The organism is Paraburkholderia fungorum, assembly GCF_003610895.1.
Lineage (GTDB): Bacteria > Pseudomonadota > Gammaproteobacteria > Burkholderiales > Burkholderiaceae > Paraburkholderia > Paraburkholderia fungorum_B.
The window spans coordinates 42,345-64,006 of sequence record NZ_MCAS01000039.1 but is presented as its reverse complement, the minus strand read 5'-3'; the positions used below and the strand labels follow the sequence as shown (position 1 = coordinate 64,006).

The window sequence follows — 21,662 nt, the reverse complement described above, 5'->3', positions numbered from 1 at the left end:
TGTAGTGGTCCAATGGTCCTGGACACCTCTAAAGGGGATAATTCTCCAACTGAGGTGAGAGATGAGCAGACGGAACATAACTGACGAATTCAAGGCTGAAGCGGTGCAACTGGTGGTTGCCCAGGGCTATTCATTCTCCAAGGCCTGTGAGGCGCTGGGCGTAGGAGACACGGCCTTGCGGCGATGGGTTGCGCAGTGGCGGGCCGAACAGGCTGAGCCGCCGCGCACTGAGATTCAGGTCAAGGCCGACCAGCGACGCATCCGGGAACTGGAGGCGCGGGTGATCGAGCTCGAAAGGGAGCGCGAGATCCTAAAAAAGTCCACGGCCTTCTTCGTCAAGGAAATGGATCGCTCATCGAAGTGATCCATTCGCTGAAGAAGGCCTGGCCGGTGAGCGTGATGTGCGAGCTGCTGAAGGTGCCTCGAAGCAGCTATTACGCCGTTTCCACACGGCCCGCCAGAGTTGCTGCTGCGCCCGCGCTGCTCAAGGCGGTGCGCGAAATTCACGGCGAAAGCCGCGCCAGCTATGGCAGTCGCAGAATGGCTCAGGCCTTGCAGCAGCGAGGCCACGCGATCGGGCGTTACCGTGCCCGATCGCTGATGCGCGAGGCACAACTGGCGGTGGCGCGACGACGAACGCACCGTTATCGCAAGACTGACGGTGAAGCGCTGGTGGCTCCCAACCTGCTTGAGCGTCGGTTCGAGCCGTCGTCGATCAATCAGGTATGGGCGGGCGATATTACGTACGTGAGAACGCTTCAGGGCTGGTCCTATCTGGCCATCGTGATGGATCTGTATTCACGCCGTATCGTCGGCTGGGCGTTTGCGCAACTGCCCGATACGGTACTGGTTATCAGGGCTTTGCAGCAGGCGCGCGAGCATCGACGGCCGCCACCGGGCCTGATGTTCCACTCGGATCAGGGATGCCAGTACACCAGCGCGCACTTCGTGAACGAGCTGAAGGCAAACGGCATCATCCAGAGCATGAGCAGAAAGGGGAACTGCTGGGATAACGCGCCGGTGGAGCGCTTCTTTAGAAGTCTCAAAAGCGAATGGATCGACGATAAAGGGTACCCCGACCACGCATATGCGGAACGCGACATCGGGGCCTACATCGACGACTTTTATAACTACAGGCGCATCCATTCAGCGGCAGACGGTCTGCCACCGGCACGATACGAAGCTGCACTTTTTTAGAATTCACCTTTCGGGGTGTCCAGGTTTACTTGACCACTACAGGTGCCGCCCCGCACAGGGGCAACACTAATAGACCACTAACAAAGCAAGGAAAGGCCAAAAAACCCAGAGCAAGAAAAGGCCAACCCCACAAAACCACAGACAAAAAGCGCCGCGAAGGCAAAACCAAAAAACCAAAAAATCAGGAAGAAGAAGTCGACTTCCTGGGCATCCCAAACCCACCCAACAGCGCAGCCAGCGGCTGCTTGGAAGCAGACTTCTGCGGCGCACCAGAAGAAGCAGAAGCCGCAGCAGCCTCCTCAACCTTCCTCACAGAAGCCGCCGAAGGCTCATAAGGCTTAAGAAAGAAATCATCCACCGGTTGCGCGCGATGATGATGCGGCCGATCGAACGACCCCGACGACGAGGCCCCCGAACGCCGGCGACTGCCGCGCTCGTCGCGGCCTTCAGCACGGCCGTCCACCCGCTCACGCCGCGGCGCGCGCTCTTCATGGTGATGCCGCACCGGCGCATCCACGGTCAAGCGCTGCACCTCCAAAGGCCGCTTGATCAGCTTCTCGATATCGGCCAACTGCTTGCGCTCATTCGGGCTGCACAGCGACAACGCATCACCGGAAGCCCCGGCACGCCCCGTGCGCCCAATCCGGTGCACATAATCTTCCGCATTGAACGGCAGATCGAAATTGATCACGGCGGGCAACTCGGCAATATCCAGACCGCGCGCAGCGACGTCAGTCGCCACCAGAGCCTCGATTTCACCGCGCTTGAATGCATCCAGAGCCTGCATCCGTTCATTCTGCGAGCGGTCGCCGTGAATCGCCGTAGCGACCACACCGTCACGCTCCAGACTGCGCGCAAGGCGGCTCGCGCCGATCTTGCTGTTACAGAACACGATCACCTGCTTGAGGCCGCGGTCGCGAATCAGCTTAACGACGGCAGCGGTCTTGTCGCCCTCGGCGACCTCATAAACGATCTGCGTCACATTGGTCGCGGTCGAATTGCTGCGCGCGACTTCGATGGTCTGCGGGTCGCGCAGATAGGTAGCGGCAAGTTTCTTGATTTCGCCCGAGAACGTGGCAGAAAACAACAGCGTCTGACGTTCCTTCGGCAGCAGGTTCAGGATGCGCTGCAAATCCGGCAGGAAGCCCATGTCGAGCATCCGGTCGGCTTCGTCGAGCACGAGGATCTGCACCTGGCCGAGATTGGCGGTTTTCTGCTGTACGTGGTCGAGCAGACGGCCCGGCGTGGCGATCAGAATTTCGACGCCGCGGCGCAACTGCTCGGACTGCGGATTCATGTCGACACCGCCGAACACCACGGCGCTGCGCAGCGCCGTGTGCTTCGCGTACGACTGCACGTTCGCCGCCACCTGGTCGGCCAGTTCGCGAGTCGGCGTAAGAATCAGCGCGCGCACCGGATGGCGGGCGGGCGATGCGCTCGTGCTGGCCTGCGGCAGCAGGCGCTGGATGATCGGCAGCGAGAAGCTGGCGGTTTTGCCGGTGCCGGTTTGCGCTGCGCCCATGACGTCACGGCCGGCCAGCACGACGGGGATCGCCTGCGCCTGGATCGGCGTAGGAACGGTGTAGCCCGATTCCTTGACGGCTTTCAGGATATCGGGCGCGAGACCGAATTGATCAAAAGTCGCAGTGCTGGGCGTGACGGCTGTGTCGGACATGGTGGCTTTCGCTAAAAATGCGCTTGGCGCGGTGCGCGCGGCAGCGGTCGGAACCGCAGAGGGCATCAGGATGAAGGCGGAGCCACGGCGTTCCGCACGGGACCCGTCGGTGTTACGGGAAAAATGCGGCCGGCTCCGGCCGGCGGAAACACCCGCCGGAAAGGCCGGTATTGTAGCACTTCAGCAAAAACACTCATGGCGCATCTGCCGGCTTTCTGCTTACGCCGGCGAAAGCCGGCCGGCTGCGGTCAAATCCAGGCACCGGCGCTCCGGCCTGAAACGTCCAGAAACGTCCAGAAACGGCCTGAAACGCCGCCACACGCCCGCGCGCCTCGCTGGCAGCGTAGTTCGCCTACGCGACAGTTACGTGACAGCGAGCGCGCCCGTCACCACGTCTCGCGCATCACCATCAGGCGCATCTCGGTCATATCCTCGATCGCGTAGCGCACACCCTCGCGCCCCAGCCCGGAATCCTTCACGCCGCCATACGGCATGTTGTCGACCCGGAACGACGGCACGTCATTGATCACCACGCCGCCCACCTCAAGTAAATCCCATGCGCGGTGCGCATGCGCGAGCGAATCGGTAAATATGCCGGCTTGCAGGCCGAAATCGCTGTCGTTGACGGTGGCCAGCGCGGCGTCGAAATCGTCGAAACGCTCCAGAATGGCCACCGGGCCGAAGGCTTCCTTGCGATAGAGATCGGTGTCTCGCTTCACGCCTTCGAGCAGCGTGGCCTCGAACATCGCGCCCTCCACCTTGCCGCCGGCGACAATCTTCGCGCCCGCCTGCACCGCGCTGTCCATCCAGCCGGCGAGACGTTTGGACTCCGATTCCGAGATCATTGGCCCGACAAAGGTCTTTTCGTCCTTCGGATCGCCCATGACAAGCGACTTCGTCTTCGCGATCAGCTTCTCGCGCAGCGCGTCGTAAATGCTCGCATGCACCAGAATCCGCTGCACGCCGATGCAACTCTGCCCCGACTGATAGAACGCGCCGAACGCCAGCCGGTCGACCACGTAGTCAAGCTTGCCGCCCTGATCGCCGTCGACGATCGCCGCCGCGTTGCCGCCCAACTCCAGAATCACCTTCTTCTTGCCGGCCTTTTTCTTCAGGTCCCAGCCCACCGCGGGCGAGCCCGTGAACGACAGCAGCTTGAAACGCTCGTCGGTGGTGAACAGATCGGCGCCGTCGCGATGCGCCGGGAGAATCGAGAACGCGCCTTTCGGCAAGTCGGTTTCGGCCAGAATCTCGCCCATGATGAGCGCGCCGACCGGCGTGCGGCTCGCCGGTTTCAACACGAACGGCACACCCGCCGCGATCGCCGGCGCGACCTTGTGCGCGGTCAGGTTCAGCGGGAAATTGAACGGCGAGATAAATGAGCACGGGCCGATCGGCACACGCTTCACATAGCCGTGGTAACCCTTCGCCCGCGGTGAAATTTCCAGATTGATGATCTCGCCGTCGATGCGCACCGACTCTTCAGCCGCCACCTTGAACGTATCGATCAAACGCGTAACCTCGCCTTTCGAGTCGTTGATCGGCTTGCCAGCTTCGATACACAGCGCAAGCGCCAACTCGTCGTAACGCTCGCGGAACCGCTTCACGCAATGTTCGAGCACGGCCTGGCGCTTGAACGGTGGAAACGCACGCAACGCGGGCATTGCCTCGACGGCATAGCCGATCGCTTTATCGATCGCCGCCGCGTCCGCCATCGCCACACGGGTGGCCACTTCGCCACTGAATTTATCCGTGACCTCAAGATCGGTATTGGCAGCCACCGCAACGTTGGCGAGGTAGTACGGGTAAGTCTTGTTCAACATGACGCGTTCTCCTTGATTCGATGCCTGACATCAGCCATGCAGCCTGCCAAGGCTATGCCTCGTTGCCGCTCATGGCCGCTCCATCCATCACTGTCCCGCTCATAGTTGCGCCGAGAGCCGCTTGATCTCGCGATTCAACACGCGCTCGTTGTCCGAGTAGTCGATCGGCAGATCGATCACATGCACACCCGGCGTTGCGAAACACTCGCGCAGCAGCGGCGCGAATTCCGCGGCCGACTCGATGCGATGCCCTTTCGCGCCATAACTCTCTGCATACGCGACGAAATCGGGATTGCTCAGCGTCATGCCGTAGTCCGGGAAGTTCATGTTTTCCTGCTTCCAGCGGATCATGCCGAACGCGTCGTCGCGCAAAATCAGAATCACGAGATCGAGCTTCAGACGCACGGCCGTTTCCAGCTCCTGCGAATTCATCATGAAACCGCCGTCGCCGCACACCGCCATGACCTTGCGGTCCGGGTGCACGATCTTGGTCGCGATCGCCGACGGCAAGCCGGCGCCCATCGACGCCAACGCGTTATCGAGCAGCAGCGAATTCGGTTCATGCGCACGGTAGTAGCGCGCGAACCATATCTTGTACATGCCGTTGTCCAGACACACGATGCCGTCCACCGGCGTGGTTTCGTAGACGTCGTTGACGATCCGCACCGGGTACATCGGGAAGCGGTCGTCGAGCTGACCTTTGACCAGATGCGCCTCGAAGTGCTGTTTGATCTCCTTGAAACGCGAGAAGTCCCAATGCTCCTGGCGCTCCTTGAGGCTTTCCTTCAACTGCCACACCGCGTTGGCGATGTCGCCCACCACTTCGATCTGCGGGAAATACACCGTATCGACTTCCGCGCCGAGAAAATTGACGTGAATCACTGTCTTCTCGCCGGCCTCGCCGCTGCGCATGAAGAACGGCGGCTTCTCGATCACGTCGTGACCGACATTGATGATGCAATCGGCGTGGTCGATCGCGCGGTGCACGAAGTCGCCGTCGGACAAGGTCGCGTTGCCGAGCCACATCGGGTGTGATTCGTCGATCACGCCCTTGCCCATCTGCGTCGTAAAAAAGGGAATGCCGATCTGGTCGACGAACTCACGCAACATCTTGGTGGTGGTCTTGCGATTGCCGCCCGCGCCGATCATCAGCAAGGGATGCTTCGCGTTCGTAATCGCCTCGACCGCGCGCGCCACGGCCTTTTCTTCGGCAACCGGACGGCGGCTGAAGCTCTTCGGTATCGGCTTGCCGTCGCCCTCTTCGTGCGCCACGTCTTCCGGCAATTCAAGGTGCACGGCGCCGGGCCGCTCTTCTTCCGCCTGACGGACCGCCTCACGCACCGCAGCCGGAATATTGCCGATCGAGACGATCTGCCGCGTGTACTTGGTGAGCGGTTCCATCATCCGCACCACGTCGACAATCTGAAAATGCCCCTGCTTGCTCGACTTGATCGGTTTTTGCCCGGTCACCATGAGCATCGGCATGCCGCCCAACTGCGCGTATGCGGCAGCGGTCACGAAATTGGTCGCGCCCGGCCCCAAGGTGGCGAGGCACACGCCCGTGCGTCCGGTGAGGCGTCCATACGTGGCGGCCATGAAACCGGCCGCCTGTTCGTGACGCGTCAGAATCAGACGAATTTTCGAGCGGCGCAGCGATTCGAGCAGATCGAGATTTTCTTCACCAGGGATGCCGAACACGTACTCGACACCTTCGGCTTCCAGCGATTTGACGAACAGGTCCGATGCTTTCATGGAGGGTCTCGCTTGATGAAACGGACACGGGCTCCAAGCCCGCCCGTTGGGGTCCGGTATCGGACAATCGAAGACGACGACAGGCGCCGCAACGCATGCGGCGCGCGGCATGGCAGACCGGCACAGCGGATGCCACGCCGGACAGCTTACTACTCGAACGGAAAGGATGCGCGCAGGCGGGCAGCGCCGCAAGGCAGAAACGGACGTCAGGCAAGACAGGCGGCGTGGTTGAAGAAAGCCGCCGCATCATGCTCAGCGATTGAGATTGGTGGTGATGCAGTCGGACAGCATCGGCGGTGCATTTTCGCCGGCTGTCGCGTCGTACAGGTCGGCGCGCGGCCCCTTGGTCCACCAGGTGTAGCTGCCGGCCTGATACTTCGCGCCGGAGGCCGAGATGGTGTTGACGAACAGCAGTTGCTGCCCCTTGACGGGCACGAGCGCGAAGCTTTGACCGTTTGCCGTGTTCCAGTAGGTCACTTGCAGAATCTTGCCGGTCGCGCAGGTGTACTTGTGCGTCTGGCGACTTTTGGCCTGAATCTCGGAGAGATGCAATGGCGCGGCCCATGCATTCCCGCACAACACCGCAAGACCCGCTGCCGCGGCGACTGCAACAAGCCATTTCTTCATGAGATGCCTCGATCGTTGTTGCACATCAAGCGCGAGCGGCGCGCCCTGGTTTGCGCCGGCTGTTGTTGCCGGGCTGCGCCACCGGATAATGGCTCGTGGAGCAATCGTGAATCCGTGGTGAACCGCTTATGGATCGATCACGTTGGCGCAGGCGTCGGTCGGCGCGGCGGCGACGTGTCCGACCAGCGGCACAATCTTCAGACCGGCCGACGCCACCCGGCACGGCGCGGCGGCAAGGCCGCACCCCGCCATCCCGGCACAGAGCGCAAGCATCACACCCAGCGCGCCGAGACGGCCGAACCTTCCAGACCGCGTGCTCTTGCGGGACTCCAGGGCCATACGTACCTCTACTTCAGCGAACTTCAATGAATCGGGTTGCGCGCGCGGCAAGTTTCGCCCGGCGCGCGCAGTACTTCACTGCATTTCAATACGTTGCAACACCACCGTGCAGCGCGCTTCGACGCGCGTTACTTCGTGGAAACCGGCCGCACCGCCGCCGCGGCCTGCTTCGCGCGCGAGCGGGCTTCGCCGATCGTCTCGCCGGTGGCCAGCGCCACGCCCATGCGGCGCTTCACAAAGCTCTCCGGCTTGCCGAACAGACGCAGATCCGCATTCGGCACGGCCAGCGCCGCGGCGACGCCTTCGAAAGCGATAGCCGTCTCGTCCAGACCGCCATAAATCACCGCCGACGCGCCCGGTGCCCGCAGCGACGTGTCCACCGGCAAGCCGAGGATCGCGCGCGCATGCAGTTCAAACTCCGAGAAGCGTTGCGAGCACAGCGTGACGAGACCCGTATCGTGCGGACGCGGGCTGACTTCCGAAAACCATACGTCATCCCCACGCACGAAAAGTTCCACACCGAACAGGCCCCTGCCGCCCAATGCCGCAGTCACTTTGTGCGCCACTTCGCGCGAACGTTCCAGCGCGAGCGGGCTCATCGGCTGCGGCTGCCACGATTCGACGTAGTCGCCTGCCACCTGCACGTGGCCGATCGGGTCGCAGAAATACGTGCTGACCGCGCCGCTTGCCGGATCGATCGCGCGCACGGTCAGTTGGGTGATTTCGTATTCGAAGTCGATAAAGCCTTCGACAATCACCCGGCCGTGATTCACGCGGCCGCCCGCCATGGCGTATTGCCAGGCAGGTTCGACGTCCGCGTCGCTTTTCAGCACCGACTGCCCCTTGCCCGACGACGACATCACCGGCTTCACCACGCACGGATAGCCGACCTTGGCGATGCCCGCGCGCAGTTCCTCGAGCGAATCGGCGAACGCGTACGGCGAAGTCGGCAGGCCGAGCTCCTCAGCGGCGAGGCGGCGGATGCCTTCGCGATTCATGGTGAGCTGCGTGGCGCGCGCGGTCGGGATCACTTCGGCGAGGCCGTCGGTTTCGATTGCCGCGAGCGCGTCGGTGGCGATCGCCTCGATCTCGGGGACGATCAGGTGCGGGCGTTCCTGCTCGACCAGCGCGCGCAAGGCGGCGCGATCGGTCATGTCGATCACGTGCGAGCGATGCGCGACCTGATGGCCCGGCGCATTCGGATAACGGTCGACGGCGATCACTTCGACGCCCAGCCGTTGCAGCGCGATGATCACTTCCTTGCCGAGCTCGCCCGCACCGAGCAGCATGACGCGCGTGGCGGATTCAGAAAGGGGCGTGCCGATCCGTTGGCCGATCTGCATGAGGTCTCCAGATAAAAGTCGGATGAGGGTGGGATTGGGTAGAACACGATGTTAACATGCGCACCCCGATGCACACCCCGACGCGCACCCCGCTCCGCGCCTTGCTCGCCGGGTCTGCATTGCTATTTGTGCGTAAGGCGCGCAGAAGGCGCCACAGCGCTCACTGCGACGCACGTGCTTAGGTCCGCTCACGCCGTTGCACTCGCGTGCGGCGCGCTTAGTGCGTTACCCTTACGCCTTCGCCAGTTTGAAGAGGAACGACGCCATGCTCCAAAGCGCCTCCCCGCGACGTGTTGCGCGCTTCATCCCGTACGCGCGCACGGCTCTCGTCGCGTTGAGCGTCGCCGCGCTATGCAGCGCGTGCGCCATCCCGAAGCATCCCGACTCGGAAGCGGCACCGCCCGATCCGTTCAATCCGGCCGCCACCCAGTTGCTCGACAACACGAGTTGGGTACTCACAGCCTGGAAACAGGCCGACGGCACGGCACGCGCGATTCCGTCCGCCGATCAGGGCGCGCCGATCACGCTCGTGCTTTCCACCGCCACGGGTCAGCGCCACGCCAGCGGCTTTTCCGGCTGCAACCGCTACATGGGTTCGTATGCGCTGAAAGACGGCAAGCTGAGCTTCGGCACCCTGGGCGGCACGCGCATGGCATGCGCCACGCCGGGCGGGCAAATCGAAGGCCCGTATCTCAACGCGCTGGAGCACATCGACCGCACGGGCGTACAGATGCGCGCGCCGCAGCAGATGCAGCTCATGCTCGATAACGGCGACACGCTCACCTTCGACAGCAACGCCAAATGACGGATGCGCGGGCCGATAAACGGCTGGTCCGGATGCGCTCCCGCAACCGATACTGTCCGCATGGCGCGCGCGGCCCCCGCTAGCGGCCGTTGTTTTTCACCGACGGCAGGCCGCGGGCAGGCCTGCCATCCCCTTCGACGCAAACATACTTGCGTTTGCCTTCGAAGCATCAAGCTTCGCCGGTTAAACTCGACGGATTGCGTTTTTGCGCGTCCGTCATTCGCTGATGTCTAGTATGCACACGGTAGTTTTCGGCTGGTTCGGCGGGTCAGCCGTCTGGCTCATTCCTCTTTTGTGGCGTCTCGTGAAGTCGGCGCTGCCAGGCGGCGCAGGCTTGCGCGGCCCCGGCACGATCCGCCTTTGGCTCGGCTTCGTCTGCGTGATGGTGGCGAGCTGCACGCTGGAGGCGTCATTGATCGACGCGGCCGGCGTAAATGGTTTCGGCCATGCGCTGGCGACGGGCTTCGGGCATCTGCTCGGGCATATCGGCACGCCGCTCGCGGCGCTTGCCCTGCTCGCAATCAGCCTGCCCTGGCTGATCGACTTCCGCTGGCGCGAGCTCGCCGTGTGGGCCGATGGCGCATTCGGCCTGGGACTGTCACGCGGCCTCGCGAGGCGCGACGAGGAAGCGCGCCGCCATCGCACCGTCGATGACGGTTTGCCGTCGCACGTGTCGCCGGCCACCAATACGATGGCGCCAAAAAACAAGGGCCGCTATGCACGCCCGACCGTCTGGCGGCCGCCCGCGAGCGGCCGCGGCGCGGCTGCGGCTGGCGGCGCGGCGGGTGCGGCGATGGCGAAGGAAACAACGGCGCGTGGCGCGGAGGGAAGCTGGCGTACCGGCGCGATAAAGACGCGCGGCCAGGCCGCGCCGGCAGAACCGGTGCTGCGGACCTCTGCCGGGGTGCCACCGCGTCAGGCGTCGCGGCCCGTGCCGATGCAAGCGCAGACGCCGGCGCCGGCGCATCCGCTGAAAACGGACAGGGCTGCATGGGCGCCAGCCGAACCGGTTGCGCCGGCTGGGTGGTTGCGTGAGCCGGCAACGGCGCCGCGCGCGCCCGTTGCGGCTTCGGCGGCTTCGGCGGCTTCGGCGGCTCAATCATTGCATACCGCGACAGTTGCACGGCTGGTGGCAGGTTCGCCAGCCGGGCCGGCGCCCGGCCCGGCACCGAGCGCTTCGACTGGCGCCGGCCGGTCGTCGACGGGTCAAAGCAGACCGACTGGAATACCTCAAGGAAATCGCTCCACCGCGGCCCAGCCGCCGCTCTCGACCGCGCCGCGCACGAACGCCAACAGCGCGTCGGCGCAACCCGCGCGGCGTCCGGCTTCGTTCGATTCGCCAGCGCCCAGCTATACCCGGCCGATGCCCGCAGCGCAGAAAGTCACGCCGCCCGCCAGCGTCCAGGAAACGCTTCGCAGCATCGCGGAAAACGCCGCACGCTGGACCGACATCGCCGGCGTCAGCCTCGCACGGAGCAGCGGCGCGGACAACGCGATGGTCACCGCGGATCCGCTGAGCGCCGAATCGTCGCTCAAAGCAACGCAATCGGGTGAGGCTTCGCCGCGTGCGAGCGAAGGTGGAATGGCCGCGGCACGGGGTGTAGACGCGTCGTTGCAGGATGTCGCCGAGGCCGCGCCGAACCCGATGCCGGTGCAGCCGCCGGCCGACACGACGCGCGTTGAAGCCGTGTCCACCGCGCCGCGCGCAGAAGACGCTGAGCCCGTCGTGCAATGGCCGATCGAGCCGCCGATCATTCAGGCGCCGTCGGCTGCGGCATCCGCACTGGCACTGGCGCCGACATTGGCCCAGGCGTCGGTACCGGCAGGCGCACCGACATCGGCACACGAACACACAGAAGCACTGGCGACAGTCGCACAACATGCCACGCCGGTGCAGGCATCGACACAAGCACAAAGAGAAGCACCGTCATCAGCGCAGGAATCGGCACACGCTCGAACAGAAGCATCGTCATCCGCCCAGACATCGGCGCACGCAGGAACAGAAGCATCTGCATCCGCGCAGACATCGGCACCAGCGCAGTCAGAATCACCAGCGGCAGTCGCGCAGCACGCTGGGCCGGCGGCCACCCCCACGCCGTTTCAAATCTTCGCGGCTCAATTGCATGCGAGCGAAGCACAAGCTGACGCGCCGCCGTTCGTCGAAGAAGAATCGACGCCAGCGCACACTGCGACGTCCGCGCCAATTGCCGAAGTCGTCGTCGATAAAACGCTGGCGCCGTGGGAAATCAGGAGCGATGCTGTCGCGTCGCCACGAATCGCGCCGGCAAACGCGCCGCATGGCGCCGACTCCGGCGCGCCGGGCGAAGCCGTGCCGCTGCATCACGCCACACCGCCATGGCACGTCGCGAGCGCGAGCGAAGCGCACGCGCCAGTAGAAGCAGAAACAACGGACGCCCCTACCCTATCGGATACCTCGAACCCATCCGACGACGTGTACTCGTCATCCGCATCGGATGCATCGGACACATCGACCGCCGCAGACTTCTCGAACACTGACGACGCCTCGACCGCCACCGCGACAATCCAGCCGCAAAGCGCTGCACCGCACGCGTCAAATGTGGTCCGCTTCCCCGGCGTCACTGCTCAGGCCACCCCGTTGACCTCGGCCACCATCGTCGCCTACGACGCCGACGCCGACGCTGCCAGCACCAACGCCATCGGGCAGTCTTACGCACAAAGCGCACCGAATACTCCAGCAACACCAGCAGCGCCGGCCTTCCCCACTATCCCAGCCGCACCGCCTGCAATCCACATCGCCGCCGAAGCCGCGACCGAGTCCAGCGAACCTACCGAATCCACCGAGCCCGCAGCCCAGCGCAGCACCCCGTTGCGCGGCCACGCCCCGGCCAACGGCTTCGAATTCCGCGCGCCGGCGGCATCGATGGTCGAGTTGCCGACGCTCGATCTGCTCGCGCGCGCCGACACCGACGTCGAACCGGTTTCGGAAGAGAAGCTCATCGAAACCGGCCTGCTGATCGAGCAGCGTCTGCAGGAGTTCAAGGTGCCGGTAACGGTGGTCGGCCACTCGGCCGGTCCCGTCATTACGCGCTTCGAGATCGAACCGGCGCTCGGCGTGCGCGGCAGTCAGATCGTCGGCCTGATGAAGGATTTGTCGCGCGGCCTCGGTCTCACCTCGATCCGCGTGGTCGAAACCATTCCCGGCAAGACCTGCATGGGTCTCGAGTTGCCGAACGCCAAGCGGCAAACGATCCGCCTGTCCGAAATCCTTGAAGCCAACGTCTACCAGCACTCGCATTCGCAGTTGACGCTGGCGATGGGCAAAGACATCACGGGCCATCCGGTGGTCGCCGATCTGGCGAAGGCACCGCACATGCTGGTTGCCGGCACGACAGGCTCGGGCAAGTCCGTGGCGATCAACGCCATGATCTGCTCGCTGCTTTACAAGGCGACGCCGGAAGAAGTGCGGCTCATCATGATCGACCCGAAAATGCTGGAACTGTCGGTCTACGAAGGCATTCCGCATCTGCTCGCGCCGGTCGTCACCGATATGAAGCTGGCGGCCAATGCACTGAACTGGTGTGTCGGCGAAATGGAAAAGCGTTATCGACTCATGTCCGCGGTCGGCGTACGCAATCTGGCCGGGTTCAACCAGAAGATCCGCGATACGGAAGCCAAGGGCAAGAAGCTCGGTAACCCGTTCTCGCTGACGCCGGAAGCACCCGAGCCGCTCGCGCCGCTGCCGCTGATCGTCGTGGTGATCGACGAGCTGGCCGACCTGATGATGGTCGCGGGCAAGAAAATCGAAGAGCTGATCGCGCGTCTCGCGCAGAAGGCGCGCGCCGCCGGCATTCACCTGATTCTGGCGACGCAGCGTCCGTCGGTGGACGTGATCACCGGTCTCATCAAGGCGAACATTCCGACGCGCGTGGCATTCCAGGTGTCGTCGAAAATCGACTCGCGCACGATTCTCGATCAGATGGGCGCCGAATCGCTGCTCGGCCAGGGCGACATGCTGTTCCTGCCGCCAGGCTCGGGCTACCCGCAGCGCGTGCACGGCGCGTTCGTCGCCGACGAGGAAGTGCATCGGATCGTCGAGTATCTGAAGCAGTTCGGCGAACCGCAATACGAAGAAGGCATTCTCGACGGCCCCGCCACCGAAGGCGCGTCGCAGGATCTGTTCGGCGATACGCCGGACGCCGAAGCCGATCCGCTTTACGACGAAGCCGTCGCCTTCGTGGTGCGCACGCGGCGCGCGTCGATCTCGTCGGTGCAGCGGCAATTGCGCATCGGCTACAACCGCGCGGCACGCCTCGTCGAGCAGATGGAGACAGCGGGCCTGGTGTCCGCCATGGGCATTAACGGCAGCCGTGAAGTGCTCGCGCCGGGACCGGCGGAGTAACACGCCAGTACGCATGTAGAACCGGCAACCGCCAACCCAAACCGCCGAAAAAAACGGGCCGCTCAGTTCACCGAGCGGCCCGTTTTCTTACACGGCAGACATGTTCAGATCACACGGCAGCGCGAATGCTGACGGACATTCACGCCGCGCGCGTGCCCCGCACTCACGATGGCGACACCAGCTTGAAGTCGACCGGCGAACCCAGTTCGAACTGCTTCGGATTCGCTTCAAGCAAGCCGCTCTGCTGGTCGCGCCTGAACACCACCACCGTGTCGCTGTTCTGATTGCCGACGATCAGCCAATTGCCGGTCGGGTCGATCGCGAATTCGCGCGGCGACTTGCCGAGGCTCGACTGACGACCGATCTTCTTCAGATGACCGTTGGCCGGATCGACGGAGAAGATCACGATATCGTTCGCGTCGCCGCGATTGGTGGCATACAGGAAGCGCCCGTCAGGCGAGAGGTGAATGGCCGCCGCGCCGACCGCGCCCTTGAAGCCCGGCTCGGCCAGCGAGATCGTTTGAACCTGTGTGAGCCTGCCTTCGTTGTAGTTGAAGGTGCTGACCGTGCCGGCCAATTCACTCGTCAGATACGCATGCTTGCCGTCCGCGCCGAACACCAGGTGGCGCGGGCCCGTGCCGGCTTTTTCCTGGGTGTAACGCCAGTCGGTCGGCCCGAACAGGCCGCGGCTGCCGTCCGGCGTGTAGCGGTACGAATACAGCTTGTCGGCGCCCAGGTCCTGCGCGAACAGGTAGTGACCGTCAGGTGAAAACACCGTGGAGTGAACGTGCGAGTTGTCCTGACGCCCCTTCACCGGACCACCGCCTTCATGGTGCACCGTCAGCACCGACGCGCCCACCTGGCCGTCGGCCTGCAACGGAAACACCGCGAAGCTGCCGCCCGGATCGGCCGCCACCGAGTAGTTCGCGGTCAGCAGATATTTGCCGTCCGGCGACAGCTTCAGATAGCACGGGTCATTGCCGTCTGACGAGACCTTGTTGAGGAAGGTCAACTGGCCGCTCGCGGCGTCGAAGCGAAACGCGCTGATGCCGCCGCGTTGCGTAGCCGGACCGTTGTCGCCGGGTAATTCGTTGACCGCATAGACGAAGCGCCGGTCAGAACTCACCACCAGATACGACGGGTTGACCGTCTGCGCGACCGACACGCGAGTCGCTTCGCCCGTCTTCGTATCGAAGCGATAGACGTAAAGGCCCTCGCTCTTGCCGCCGGTGTAAGTACCGACCAGCATGTCATAGACGCCGTCGGCGGGGACCGGGCCGGAATCTTGCGCAAACGCATGCGAAGCAACAATCGAGACCATGAGCACGAAACCTTTTATTATCGAGCGGGCGGAGCGCAATGGAACTGGCCGGGCGCCGCGCCATGAGGTGGATTGAGCAGAAGGCAAAGAAGAGCTTGAAACGGCGCGCACTGCGGCCCGCTGACGACGAAGCATAGGACCTCCTGGACATCGGTTATCGGGTGGATTCGGTTGTAACGGTGTCTCTGGTCTGCCGCGCAATCGGTCGAATTGTTTTATCGAGGCAAGTATAAAAGCGTTGTGTCGGATCATGCAGTGAATCTCACCCCCATCACACTACGGAGCTTTCATGAACGTCACACTTAGCCTGGGCCCGCTGGTTTCGTTGATCGCCGGCATTCTGATCCTCGTCATGCCGCGCCTGTTGAACTTCATCGTCGCGCTCTATCTGATCATCATCGGCATCATTGGGATTTTCGGCGTGGGGGCGTCGCACTTCTAGACGAGTGCAGCCGGCCAGATGGTCAGCAAGCTGAGCGGAAAGGGACACACGACCGGGCGCAGTGCCGGCCCGGCCACGTCTCGTACTCACCGGGTGCCGGGATGCGCAATGGCATGCATGGCACGTGCATTGCCGGCTGCGGCAGCGCAACAATTGGCACAGCGAATCGGTGCGTACTTTGCGGATTCACGCGAGGCGCGGCATGGCAAAGCGGCGTGCCAGATGCAAGGCAACCTCGCGGCGCAAGCCCGTGCTGCGTGCAATCAGTCGAATCAGCCGTATCAGCCGTTCGAAAGCTGGTCGAGCCGCAAACGCCCCTGCAACGACAATCCACCGACGGCATAATGTCCGTCACCTTCCTGATGACGCCGGAAGCAGGCCCGTTCGACCAGAAAAGCCGCCGCGGCCAGCATTCCGTTGCGGCTCAGACCCAGTCGGCCATGTTCGAGCGGCAGCAGCGAATCGCCGGCCAGTTGGCTGGCGGCGGAGAGAATCGTGATGCAATCGGCTTTCGACGGGTTCAGCATCGCTCGGGTCCTCAAAGACGGTATCGGCATACGTCGTGGACAGGGCCGATACATGATCCGGAGAGCTCCGCGCATCGGCATGAAAAATGATTGTAGGCAGTGATTTGACAATTACCAACTCGCATTTAGCCGCATTGCGCGCTGAACCAAAATGCATCGCGCGAGTCCGGTAAAAACAACGACACTAACCCGACCCCAAGCGCGGCGGCCCCTGCCTCGCGTATAACTGACACGTTGCCCCATGCCCGCACTCATCGAAGACTACGCGCTCATCGGCGACGGCCACACGGCCGCGCTCGTCTCCCGGGAAGGATCCGTCGACTGGCTGTGCTGGCCGCGCTTCGACTCCGGCGCCTGCTTCGCCGCCCTGCTCGGCACGCCCGACAACGGCCGCTGGCTGATTGCGCCGGTCTCGGATACGCCGCCCACGATTACGCGCCGTTATCGCGGCGAGACGCTCATCCTCGAAACCGATTTCGAAACGCCTGAAGGCGCGGTCACGCTGATCGATTTCATGCCGCCAGGCAACGGCTGGTCGGAGATGGTGCGGATCGTGGTCGGCAAACGCGGCACCGTGCGCATGCAGATGGAACTGGTGCTGCGCTTCGACTACGGCTTTTCGATTCCGTGGGTCGATCGGCTGAAGCACGACAGCGGCATCAAGGCGATTGTCGGCCCCGATACCGCGGTGCTGCGCACGCCGGTCGAGCTGCGCGGCGAGAACATGAAGACCGTCGCGGAATTCAGCGTGAGCGAAGGTGAACGCGTGCCGTTTTCGCTGGCCTATGCGGCCTCGCATCTGCGCATTCCGCCGAGCCGCGATCCGCACACGTCGCTTGCGCGCACTGAGAACCACTGGCTCGAATGGTCGGCGCGCAGCACCGTGGAAGGCAAATGGGCCGCGCCAATCCGCCGCTCGCTGATTACGCTAAAGGCGCTCGCCTATGAGCCGACCGGCGGCATCGTCGCCGCGCCCACCACGTCGCTTCCGGAACAGTTGGGCGGCACGCGCAACTGGGACTACCGCTACTGCTGGCTGCGCGACGCCACCATCACGCTGCTCGCGATGATGCGCGGCGGCTACTACGACGAAGCCCGCGCGTGGCGCAGCTGGCTCGGCCGCGTGATGGCCGGCGCGCCCGATCAGTTGCAGATCATGTACGGGATCGCCGGTGAGCGCCGCCTGCCCGAGTTCGAGATCGACTGGTTGCCGGGCTATCAGGATGCCAAACCCGTGCGGATCGGCAACAACGCGGTCGGACAGCGCCAGCTCGACGTTTACGGCGAAGTCATGAACGCGCTGCATCTCGCGCGCGTCGGCGGCCTGCAGGCGGACGACACCGCCTGGAACGTGCAGCGCGCGCTGCTCGGCCACCTCGACACGATCTGGCAGGAGCCGGACGAAGGCATCTGGGAAACGCGCGGCGGGCGCCAGCACTTCACGTTCTCGAAGGTGATGGCGTGGGTCGCCTACGACCGCGCCATCCGCTCAGCCGACATGTTCAAGCTGGAAGGCCCGCTCGACGCATGGCGGGCAACCCGCGCGGCCATCCACGCGGAAGTCTGCGCAAAGGCATGGAATCCGGCGCTCAACGCGTTCTCCCAGTCCTACGGCAGCGACCAGCTCGACGCGAGCGTGCTGCTGATGCCGCTGGTCGGCTTCCTGCCGCCACAGGATCCGCGCATCAAAGGCACGGTGGCCGCGATCGAAAAAGATCTGATGCACGACGGCTTCGTCATGCGCTACCGCACCACCGAATACGACGACGGCCTGCCACCCGGCGAAGGCACTTTCCTCGCGTGCTCGTTCTGGATGGTGGACAACCTGGCCTTGCAAGGCCGCATCGAGGAAGCCGTTGCGATGTACGAGCGGCTGCTCGATCTCTGCAATGACGTCGGTCTGCTCGCCGAAGAATACGATCCGGCCGCGAAGCGCCTGGTCGGCAACTTCCCCCAGGCGTTTTCGCACGTGGCGCTGGTGCATACCGGCCTGAACCTGATGAAGCACGAGCAGGCAATGGCGCAGGCCACCGGGCAGCCACCGCATAACGGCAGCGCGGCACAGGAACTTGAGGCTGCGGCAACCCCCGATAGCGGCGCGGCAGCATCGCCAGTACCATGATTCAATGACAGTTTGTACGCAACCCGCGCGCAAATTGCTGCATTGCACAAGTACGCTTTGTTCAGTATGATCGAGCAGACTGTTGGCCGAAAATCAATGTGCCCACAACCAATACGGCCTGCCGCAACGCCACATGCGTGTTTGCCAAGCCCCATGCGAACCGCTTAAACGGAGCACCCATGCTCTACCAATTGCACGAATTCCAGCGGGCGATGTTGAGCCCCCTCACCGCCTGGGCCCAGGCCGCGTCGAAATCGTTCGCGAATCCCGCCAGTCCATTGGCCTATGTGCCCGGTGCCACACGCCTCTCCGCCGGATACGAACTGCTTTACCGGCTTGGTAAAGATTACGAAAAGCCTGAGTTCAACCTTCATCAGATTGTCAAAGACGGTCACAACATTCCGATCATCGAACAAACGATCATCGAGAAACCGTTTTGCCGCCTGATGCGCTTCAAGCGTTTCGCGGACGACAGCGACGCTGTCACCCAATTGAAAGATGAGCCGACCGTGCTGGTGTGTGCACCGTTGTCAGGGCACCACGCCACGCTCCTGCGCGATACCGTGCGCACGTTGCTGCAAGACCACAAGGTCTATCTGACCGACTGGATCGACGCACGCATGGTGCCGCTCGAAGAAGGCGAGTTTCATCTCGACGATTACGTCGCCTACATTCAGGAATTCATCCGCCACATCGGCGCGAAGAATCTGCACGTGATCTCGGTATGCCAACCCACCGTGCCGGTACTCGCCGCCATTTCGCTGATGGCGAGCCGCGGCGAAGACACGCCGCGCACCATGACGATGATGGGTGGCCCGATCGACGCACGCAAGAGCCCGACCTCGGTCAACTCGCTTGCCACGCAGCACTCGCATGGCTGGTTCGAAAACAACGTGATCTTCACGGTGCCGCCGAACTATCCGGGCGTGGGCCGTAAGGTTTACCCGGGCTTCCTGCAACACACCGGCTTCGTCGCGATGAACCCGGAACGGCACGCGGCTTCGCACTGGGACTTCTACCAGAGCCTCCTGCGTGGCGACGAAGACGATGCGGAAGCACATCGCCGCTTCTACGACGAGTACAACGCCGTGCTCGACATGGACGCGGACTACTACCTCGACACGATCCGCGTGGTGTTCCAGGAATTCAGTCTCGCCGAAGGCACGTGGGACGTCGCGGGCGTTCGAGTACGTCCGCAGGACATCAAGACGACCGCGCTCTTCACGATCGAAGGCGAGCTGGACGATATCTCTGGCGACGGTCAGACGTTCGCGGCACACGATCTGTGCACCGGCATTCCGGAGAAAGACAAGCGCCACTTCACCGCGGAAAAATGCGGCCACTATGGCATTTTCTCGGGTCGCCGCTGGCGCACCATCATCTATCCGCAACTGCGCGACTTCATCCTCGAGCACAACAAAGCGCCCAAGGTAACGAAGGAAAAAGTCGAAGCCTGAACACCGCGCGCAGCGATAAACAACGGCCTCTTATTCAGAGGCCGTTGTCGTTTCTGGCACTTCCCGGAGCACGCCTCAGGGCACGTCTGATGACGCGCCTTATGCCGTTCAGGCGCAAGCGCGCGGCCACTTACTTGCGCAACAGATACGCCAGCAGCAACTCCGTGTTCATCTGAATCACTTCGCTGCGTTCGCTCGCACTACTGAAATCACGACCCAGTGTTGCTTCGAGCGTGAAGCGATTCGACACGATGTAGTAGCCCATGCCGGACAGCGTCACGTAAAAGCGCAACGGATCGACGTTCGTGCGAAACAGCCCGGCGCGTTGACCCCGCTCGAGAATGCTGCCGAGCGTGGCGACGATCGGTGAAATCATTTCACGGATGCGTGTCGACTTCTGCATGTAGCGTGCCTCATGCAGATTCTCGTTGTTGACGAGACGCAGCAGCTCGGGATGATCGCGGTAGTAATCCCAAACAAAATGCGCGAGACGTGTCACCGCCTCGACCGGCGCGATACCGTTCAGTTCGAGTGTTCGTTCTGCTTCATTGAGCGCGCTGAATGCATGCTCGAGTACTGCGGTGAAAAGCTGCTCCTTGCTACCGAAGTAGTAATAAAGCATGCGTTCATTCGTCTCCGCGCGGCGGGCGATCTGATCGACTCGCGCGCCGAACAACCCTCCATTTGCAAACTCTTCGGCCGCCGCAAGCAGAATGCGGCGCCGCGTGCCTTCAGGATCTCTTTTGATTTTCGGCTGATTCATGGTGGCATCGTCTTCGTGAGCCGCGTTATCCGGATCGCGCCGCCGGCCTCTCCTCGGGCCTTGCACCGACAGCACTGAACGGGCTGGTTGGGGGAACACCCTTATGCGGTCTTTCGAAAAAGCGCTTCGATTATGGCACATGGATTGCGGATGGCAATTGGGGAAATCGGCGATAATGTGCTATTTAGTTCAAGCACCGCGGCCGCAAGGCAAGCCCCCACGTTGTGACCGTGATCGACTCCAAAACACTCGCAGACCGCATCGAGGATCTGCTCCCCCAAACGCAATGCACCAAGTGCGGCTATCCGGCATGCCGTCCGTATGCCGAGGCCGTCGCCAATGGCGAAGCCAACTACAATCAGTGCCCGCCGGGTGGCGCCGAGGGCGTCGCACGCCTCGCCGCACTGCTCGGCAAACCGGTGATTCAGCTCAATTCCGCCAACGGCGTCGAACGGCCACGCCCGTTGGCGGTTATCGACGAACAGGTTTGCATCGGCTGCACGCTGTGCATGCAGGCTTGTCCGGTCGATGCAATAGTTGGCGCACCGAAACAGATGCATACGGTGATCGCCGCGCTCTGTACCGGTTGCGACCTGTGCGTACCGCCCTGCCCGGTCGATTGCATCGCAATGCCGCCGGTCACCGGTGAGGCAACCGGCTGGGACGCATGGAGCGAGGCGCAGGCCAACGCCGCGCGCGCACGCCACAACCAGCGCGAAGCCCGTCTCACACGCGAACGCGAAGCGGCCGAAGCGCGTGCTGCAGCGCGGCGAGCCGTCAGCAGCGTCCCCGCTCAACCCCTGGAGACAGGCGCGAGCGCAACACCCGCCGCACCGGCAACCGGTGACGCCGAAGCGAAAAAACGCGCGATCATCCAGGCCGCGCTCGAGCGCGCGCGGCAGAAAAAAGAAGAGTTGGCCGCCAAGGGCCAAGGTCCACAAAACACAGAGCGCGTCAGCGCCGACGTGCAAGCGCAGATCGACGCCGCTGAAGCACGCCGCCGCCGTCTCGGACTCGCTGCGGGCAACACCGCGGGTAACACCGATATTCCGCCCACCAAGCGCTAACCTTTCGCCAACCCTTACCTT

Annotated in this window: 16 protein-coding genes; 7 read left to right on the top strand and 9 right to left on the bottom strand. The window is 63.2% G+C overall.

The window, feature by feature from the left end; all coding sequences use genetic code 11:
* The first annotated feature begins 61 nt into the window (after positions 1-61).
* Positions 62-1,197, top strand: a protein-coding gene (locus BCY88_RS29845; RefSeq protein ID WP_259461552.1) for an IS3 family transposase whose coding sequence is annotated in 2 segments (ribosomal slippage) — positions 62-320 and positions 320-1,197 — 1,137 coding nt in all. Because the reading frame shifts where the segments join, the coding sequence is not laid out codon by codon here.
* A 181-nt stretch (positions 1,198-1,378) separates the two neighbouring features.
* On the opposite strand, the gene BCY88_RS29840 is transcribed toward BCY88_RS29845, so the two are convergent.
* From BCY88_RS29840 to purT, 6 genes are all read right to left on the bottom strand, one after another.
* Positions 1,379-2,872 carry a DEAD/DEAH box helicase gene (locus BCY88_RS29840; protein WP_120347758.1) on the bottom strand — a complete coding sequence of 498 codons (1,494 nt, stop codon included), beginning with the start codon at positions 2,870-2,872 and terminating at the stop codon, positions 1,379-1,381.
* Between the two features lie 386 nt (positions 2,873-3,258).
* Positions 3,259-4,695, bottom strand: a complete 1,437-nt coding sequence (locus tag BCY88_RS29830) for an aldehyde dehydrogenase family protein (RefSeq protein WP_120347755.1) — start codon at positions 4,693-4,695, stop codon at positions 3,259-3,261.
* A gap of 99 nt (positions 4,696-4,794) precedes the next feature.
* A complete protein-coding gene (locus BCY88_RS29825) occupies positions 4,795-6,447 on the bottom strand; it encodes an acetolactate synthase large subunit (RefSeq protein WP_120347754.1) in 1,653 nt (550 codons plus the stop codon).
* 252 nt (positions 6,448-6,699) lie between these two features.
* Positions 6,700-7,074, bottom strand: a complete 375-nt coding sequence (locus BCY88_RS29820; RefSeq protein ID WP_120347753.1) for an MliC family protein — start codon at positions 7,072-7,074, stop codon at positions 6,700-6,702.
* Positions 7,075-7,200: 126 nt separating this feature from the next.
* A complete protein-coding gene (locus BCY88_RS29815) occupies positions 7,201-7,413 on the bottom strand; it encodes a DUF6726 family protein (RefSeq protein ID WP_120347752.1) in 213 nt (70 codons plus the stop codon).
* Between the two features lie 128 nt (positions 7,414-7,541).
* Positions 7,542-8,756 carry a formate-dependent phosphoribosylglycinamide formyltransferase gene (gene purT, locus BCY88_RS29810; RefSeq protein WP_120347751.1) on the bottom strand — a complete coding sequence of 405 codons (1,215 nt, stop codon included), beginning with the start codon at positions 8,754-8,756 and terminating at the stop codon, positions 7,542-7,544.
* Positions 8,757-9,021: 265 nt separating this feature from the next.
* On the opposite strand from purT, the gene BCY88_RS29805 reads away from it, so the two are divergent.
* Positions 9,022-9,561, top strand: coding sequence for an META domain-containing protein (locus tag BCY88_RS29805; protein ID WP_120347750.1), 540 nt, complete (start codon positions 9,022-9,024; stop codon positions 9,559-9,561).
* 235 nt (positions 9,562-9,796) lie between these two features.
* Positions 9,797-13,942: a DNA translocase FtsK gene (locus BCY88_RS29800; RefSeq protein ID WP_120347749.1), complete on the top strand. Its 4,146-nt coding sequence runs from the start codon at positions 9,797-9,799 to the stop codon at positions 13,940-13,942.
* Positions 13,943-14,105: 163 nt separating this feature from the next.
* On the opposite strand, the gene BCY88_RS29795 is transcribed toward BCY88_RS29800, so the two are convergent.
* A complete protein-coding gene (locus BCY88_RS29795) occupies positions 14,106-15,398 on the bottom strand; it encodes a lactonase family protein (RefSeq protein WP_183081486.1) in 1,293 nt (430 codons plus the stop codon).
* Between the two features lie 154 nt (positions 15,399-15,552).
* On the opposite strand from BCY88_RS29795, the gene BCY88_RS29790 reads away from it, so the two are divergent.
* Positions 15,553-15,705, top strand: a complete 153-nt coding sequence (locus tag BCY88_RS29790) for a DUF3096 domain-containing protein (protein WP_120347747.1) — start codon at positions 15,553-15,555, stop codon at positions 15,703-15,705.
* A gap of 281 nt (positions 15,706-15,986) precedes the next feature.
* Here the strand turns inward: BCY88_RS29790 and BCY88_RS29785 are convergent, their stop codons facing one another.
* A complete protein-coding gene (locus BCY88_RS29785) occupies positions 15,987-16,232 on the bottom strand; it encodes a hypothetical protein (RefSeq protein ID WP_120347746.1) in 246 nt (81 codons plus the stop codon).
* 241 nt (positions 16,233-16,473) lie between these two features.
* Between BCY88_RS29785 and BCY88_RS29780 the strand changes: the two genes are divergently transcribed.
* The gene (locus BCY88_RS29780) at positions 16,474-18,354 is read left to right on the top strand and encodes a glycoside hydrolase family 15 protein (RefSeq protein ID WP_120347745.1); all 1,881 of its coding nucleotides are present in this window, start codon (positions 16,474-16,476) and stop codon (positions 18,352-18,354) included.
* Between the two features lie 179 nt (positions 18,355-18,533).
* Positions 18,534-19,811 carry a polyhydroxyalkanoate depolymerase gene (locus BCY88_RS29775; RefSeq protein WP_120347744.1) on the top strand — a complete coding sequence of 426 codons (1,278 nt, stop codon included), beginning with the start codon at positions 18,534-18,536 and terminating at the stop codon, positions 19,809-19,811.
* A 130-nt stretch (positions 19,812-19,941) separates the two neighbouring features.
* On the opposite strand, the gene BCY88_RS29770 is transcribed toward BCY88_RS29775, so the two are convergent.
* Positions 19,942-20,574: a TetR/AcrR family transcriptional regulator gene (locus BCY88_RS29770; protein WP_020065324.1), complete on the bottom strand. Its 633-nt coding sequence runs from the start codon at positions 20,572-20,574 to the stop codon at positions 19,942-19,944.
* 230 nt (positions 20,575-20,804) lie between these two features.
* On the opposite strand from BCY88_RS29770, the gene rsxB reads away from it, so the two are divergent.
* Positions 20,805-21,641: an electron transport complex subunit RsxB gene (gene rsxB / locus BCY88_RS29765; RefSeq protein ID WP_120347757.1), complete on the top strand. Its 837-nt coding sequence runs from the start codon at positions 20,805-20,807 to the stop codon at positions 21,639-21,641.
* Positions 21,642-21,662: the final 21 nt, after the last annotated feature.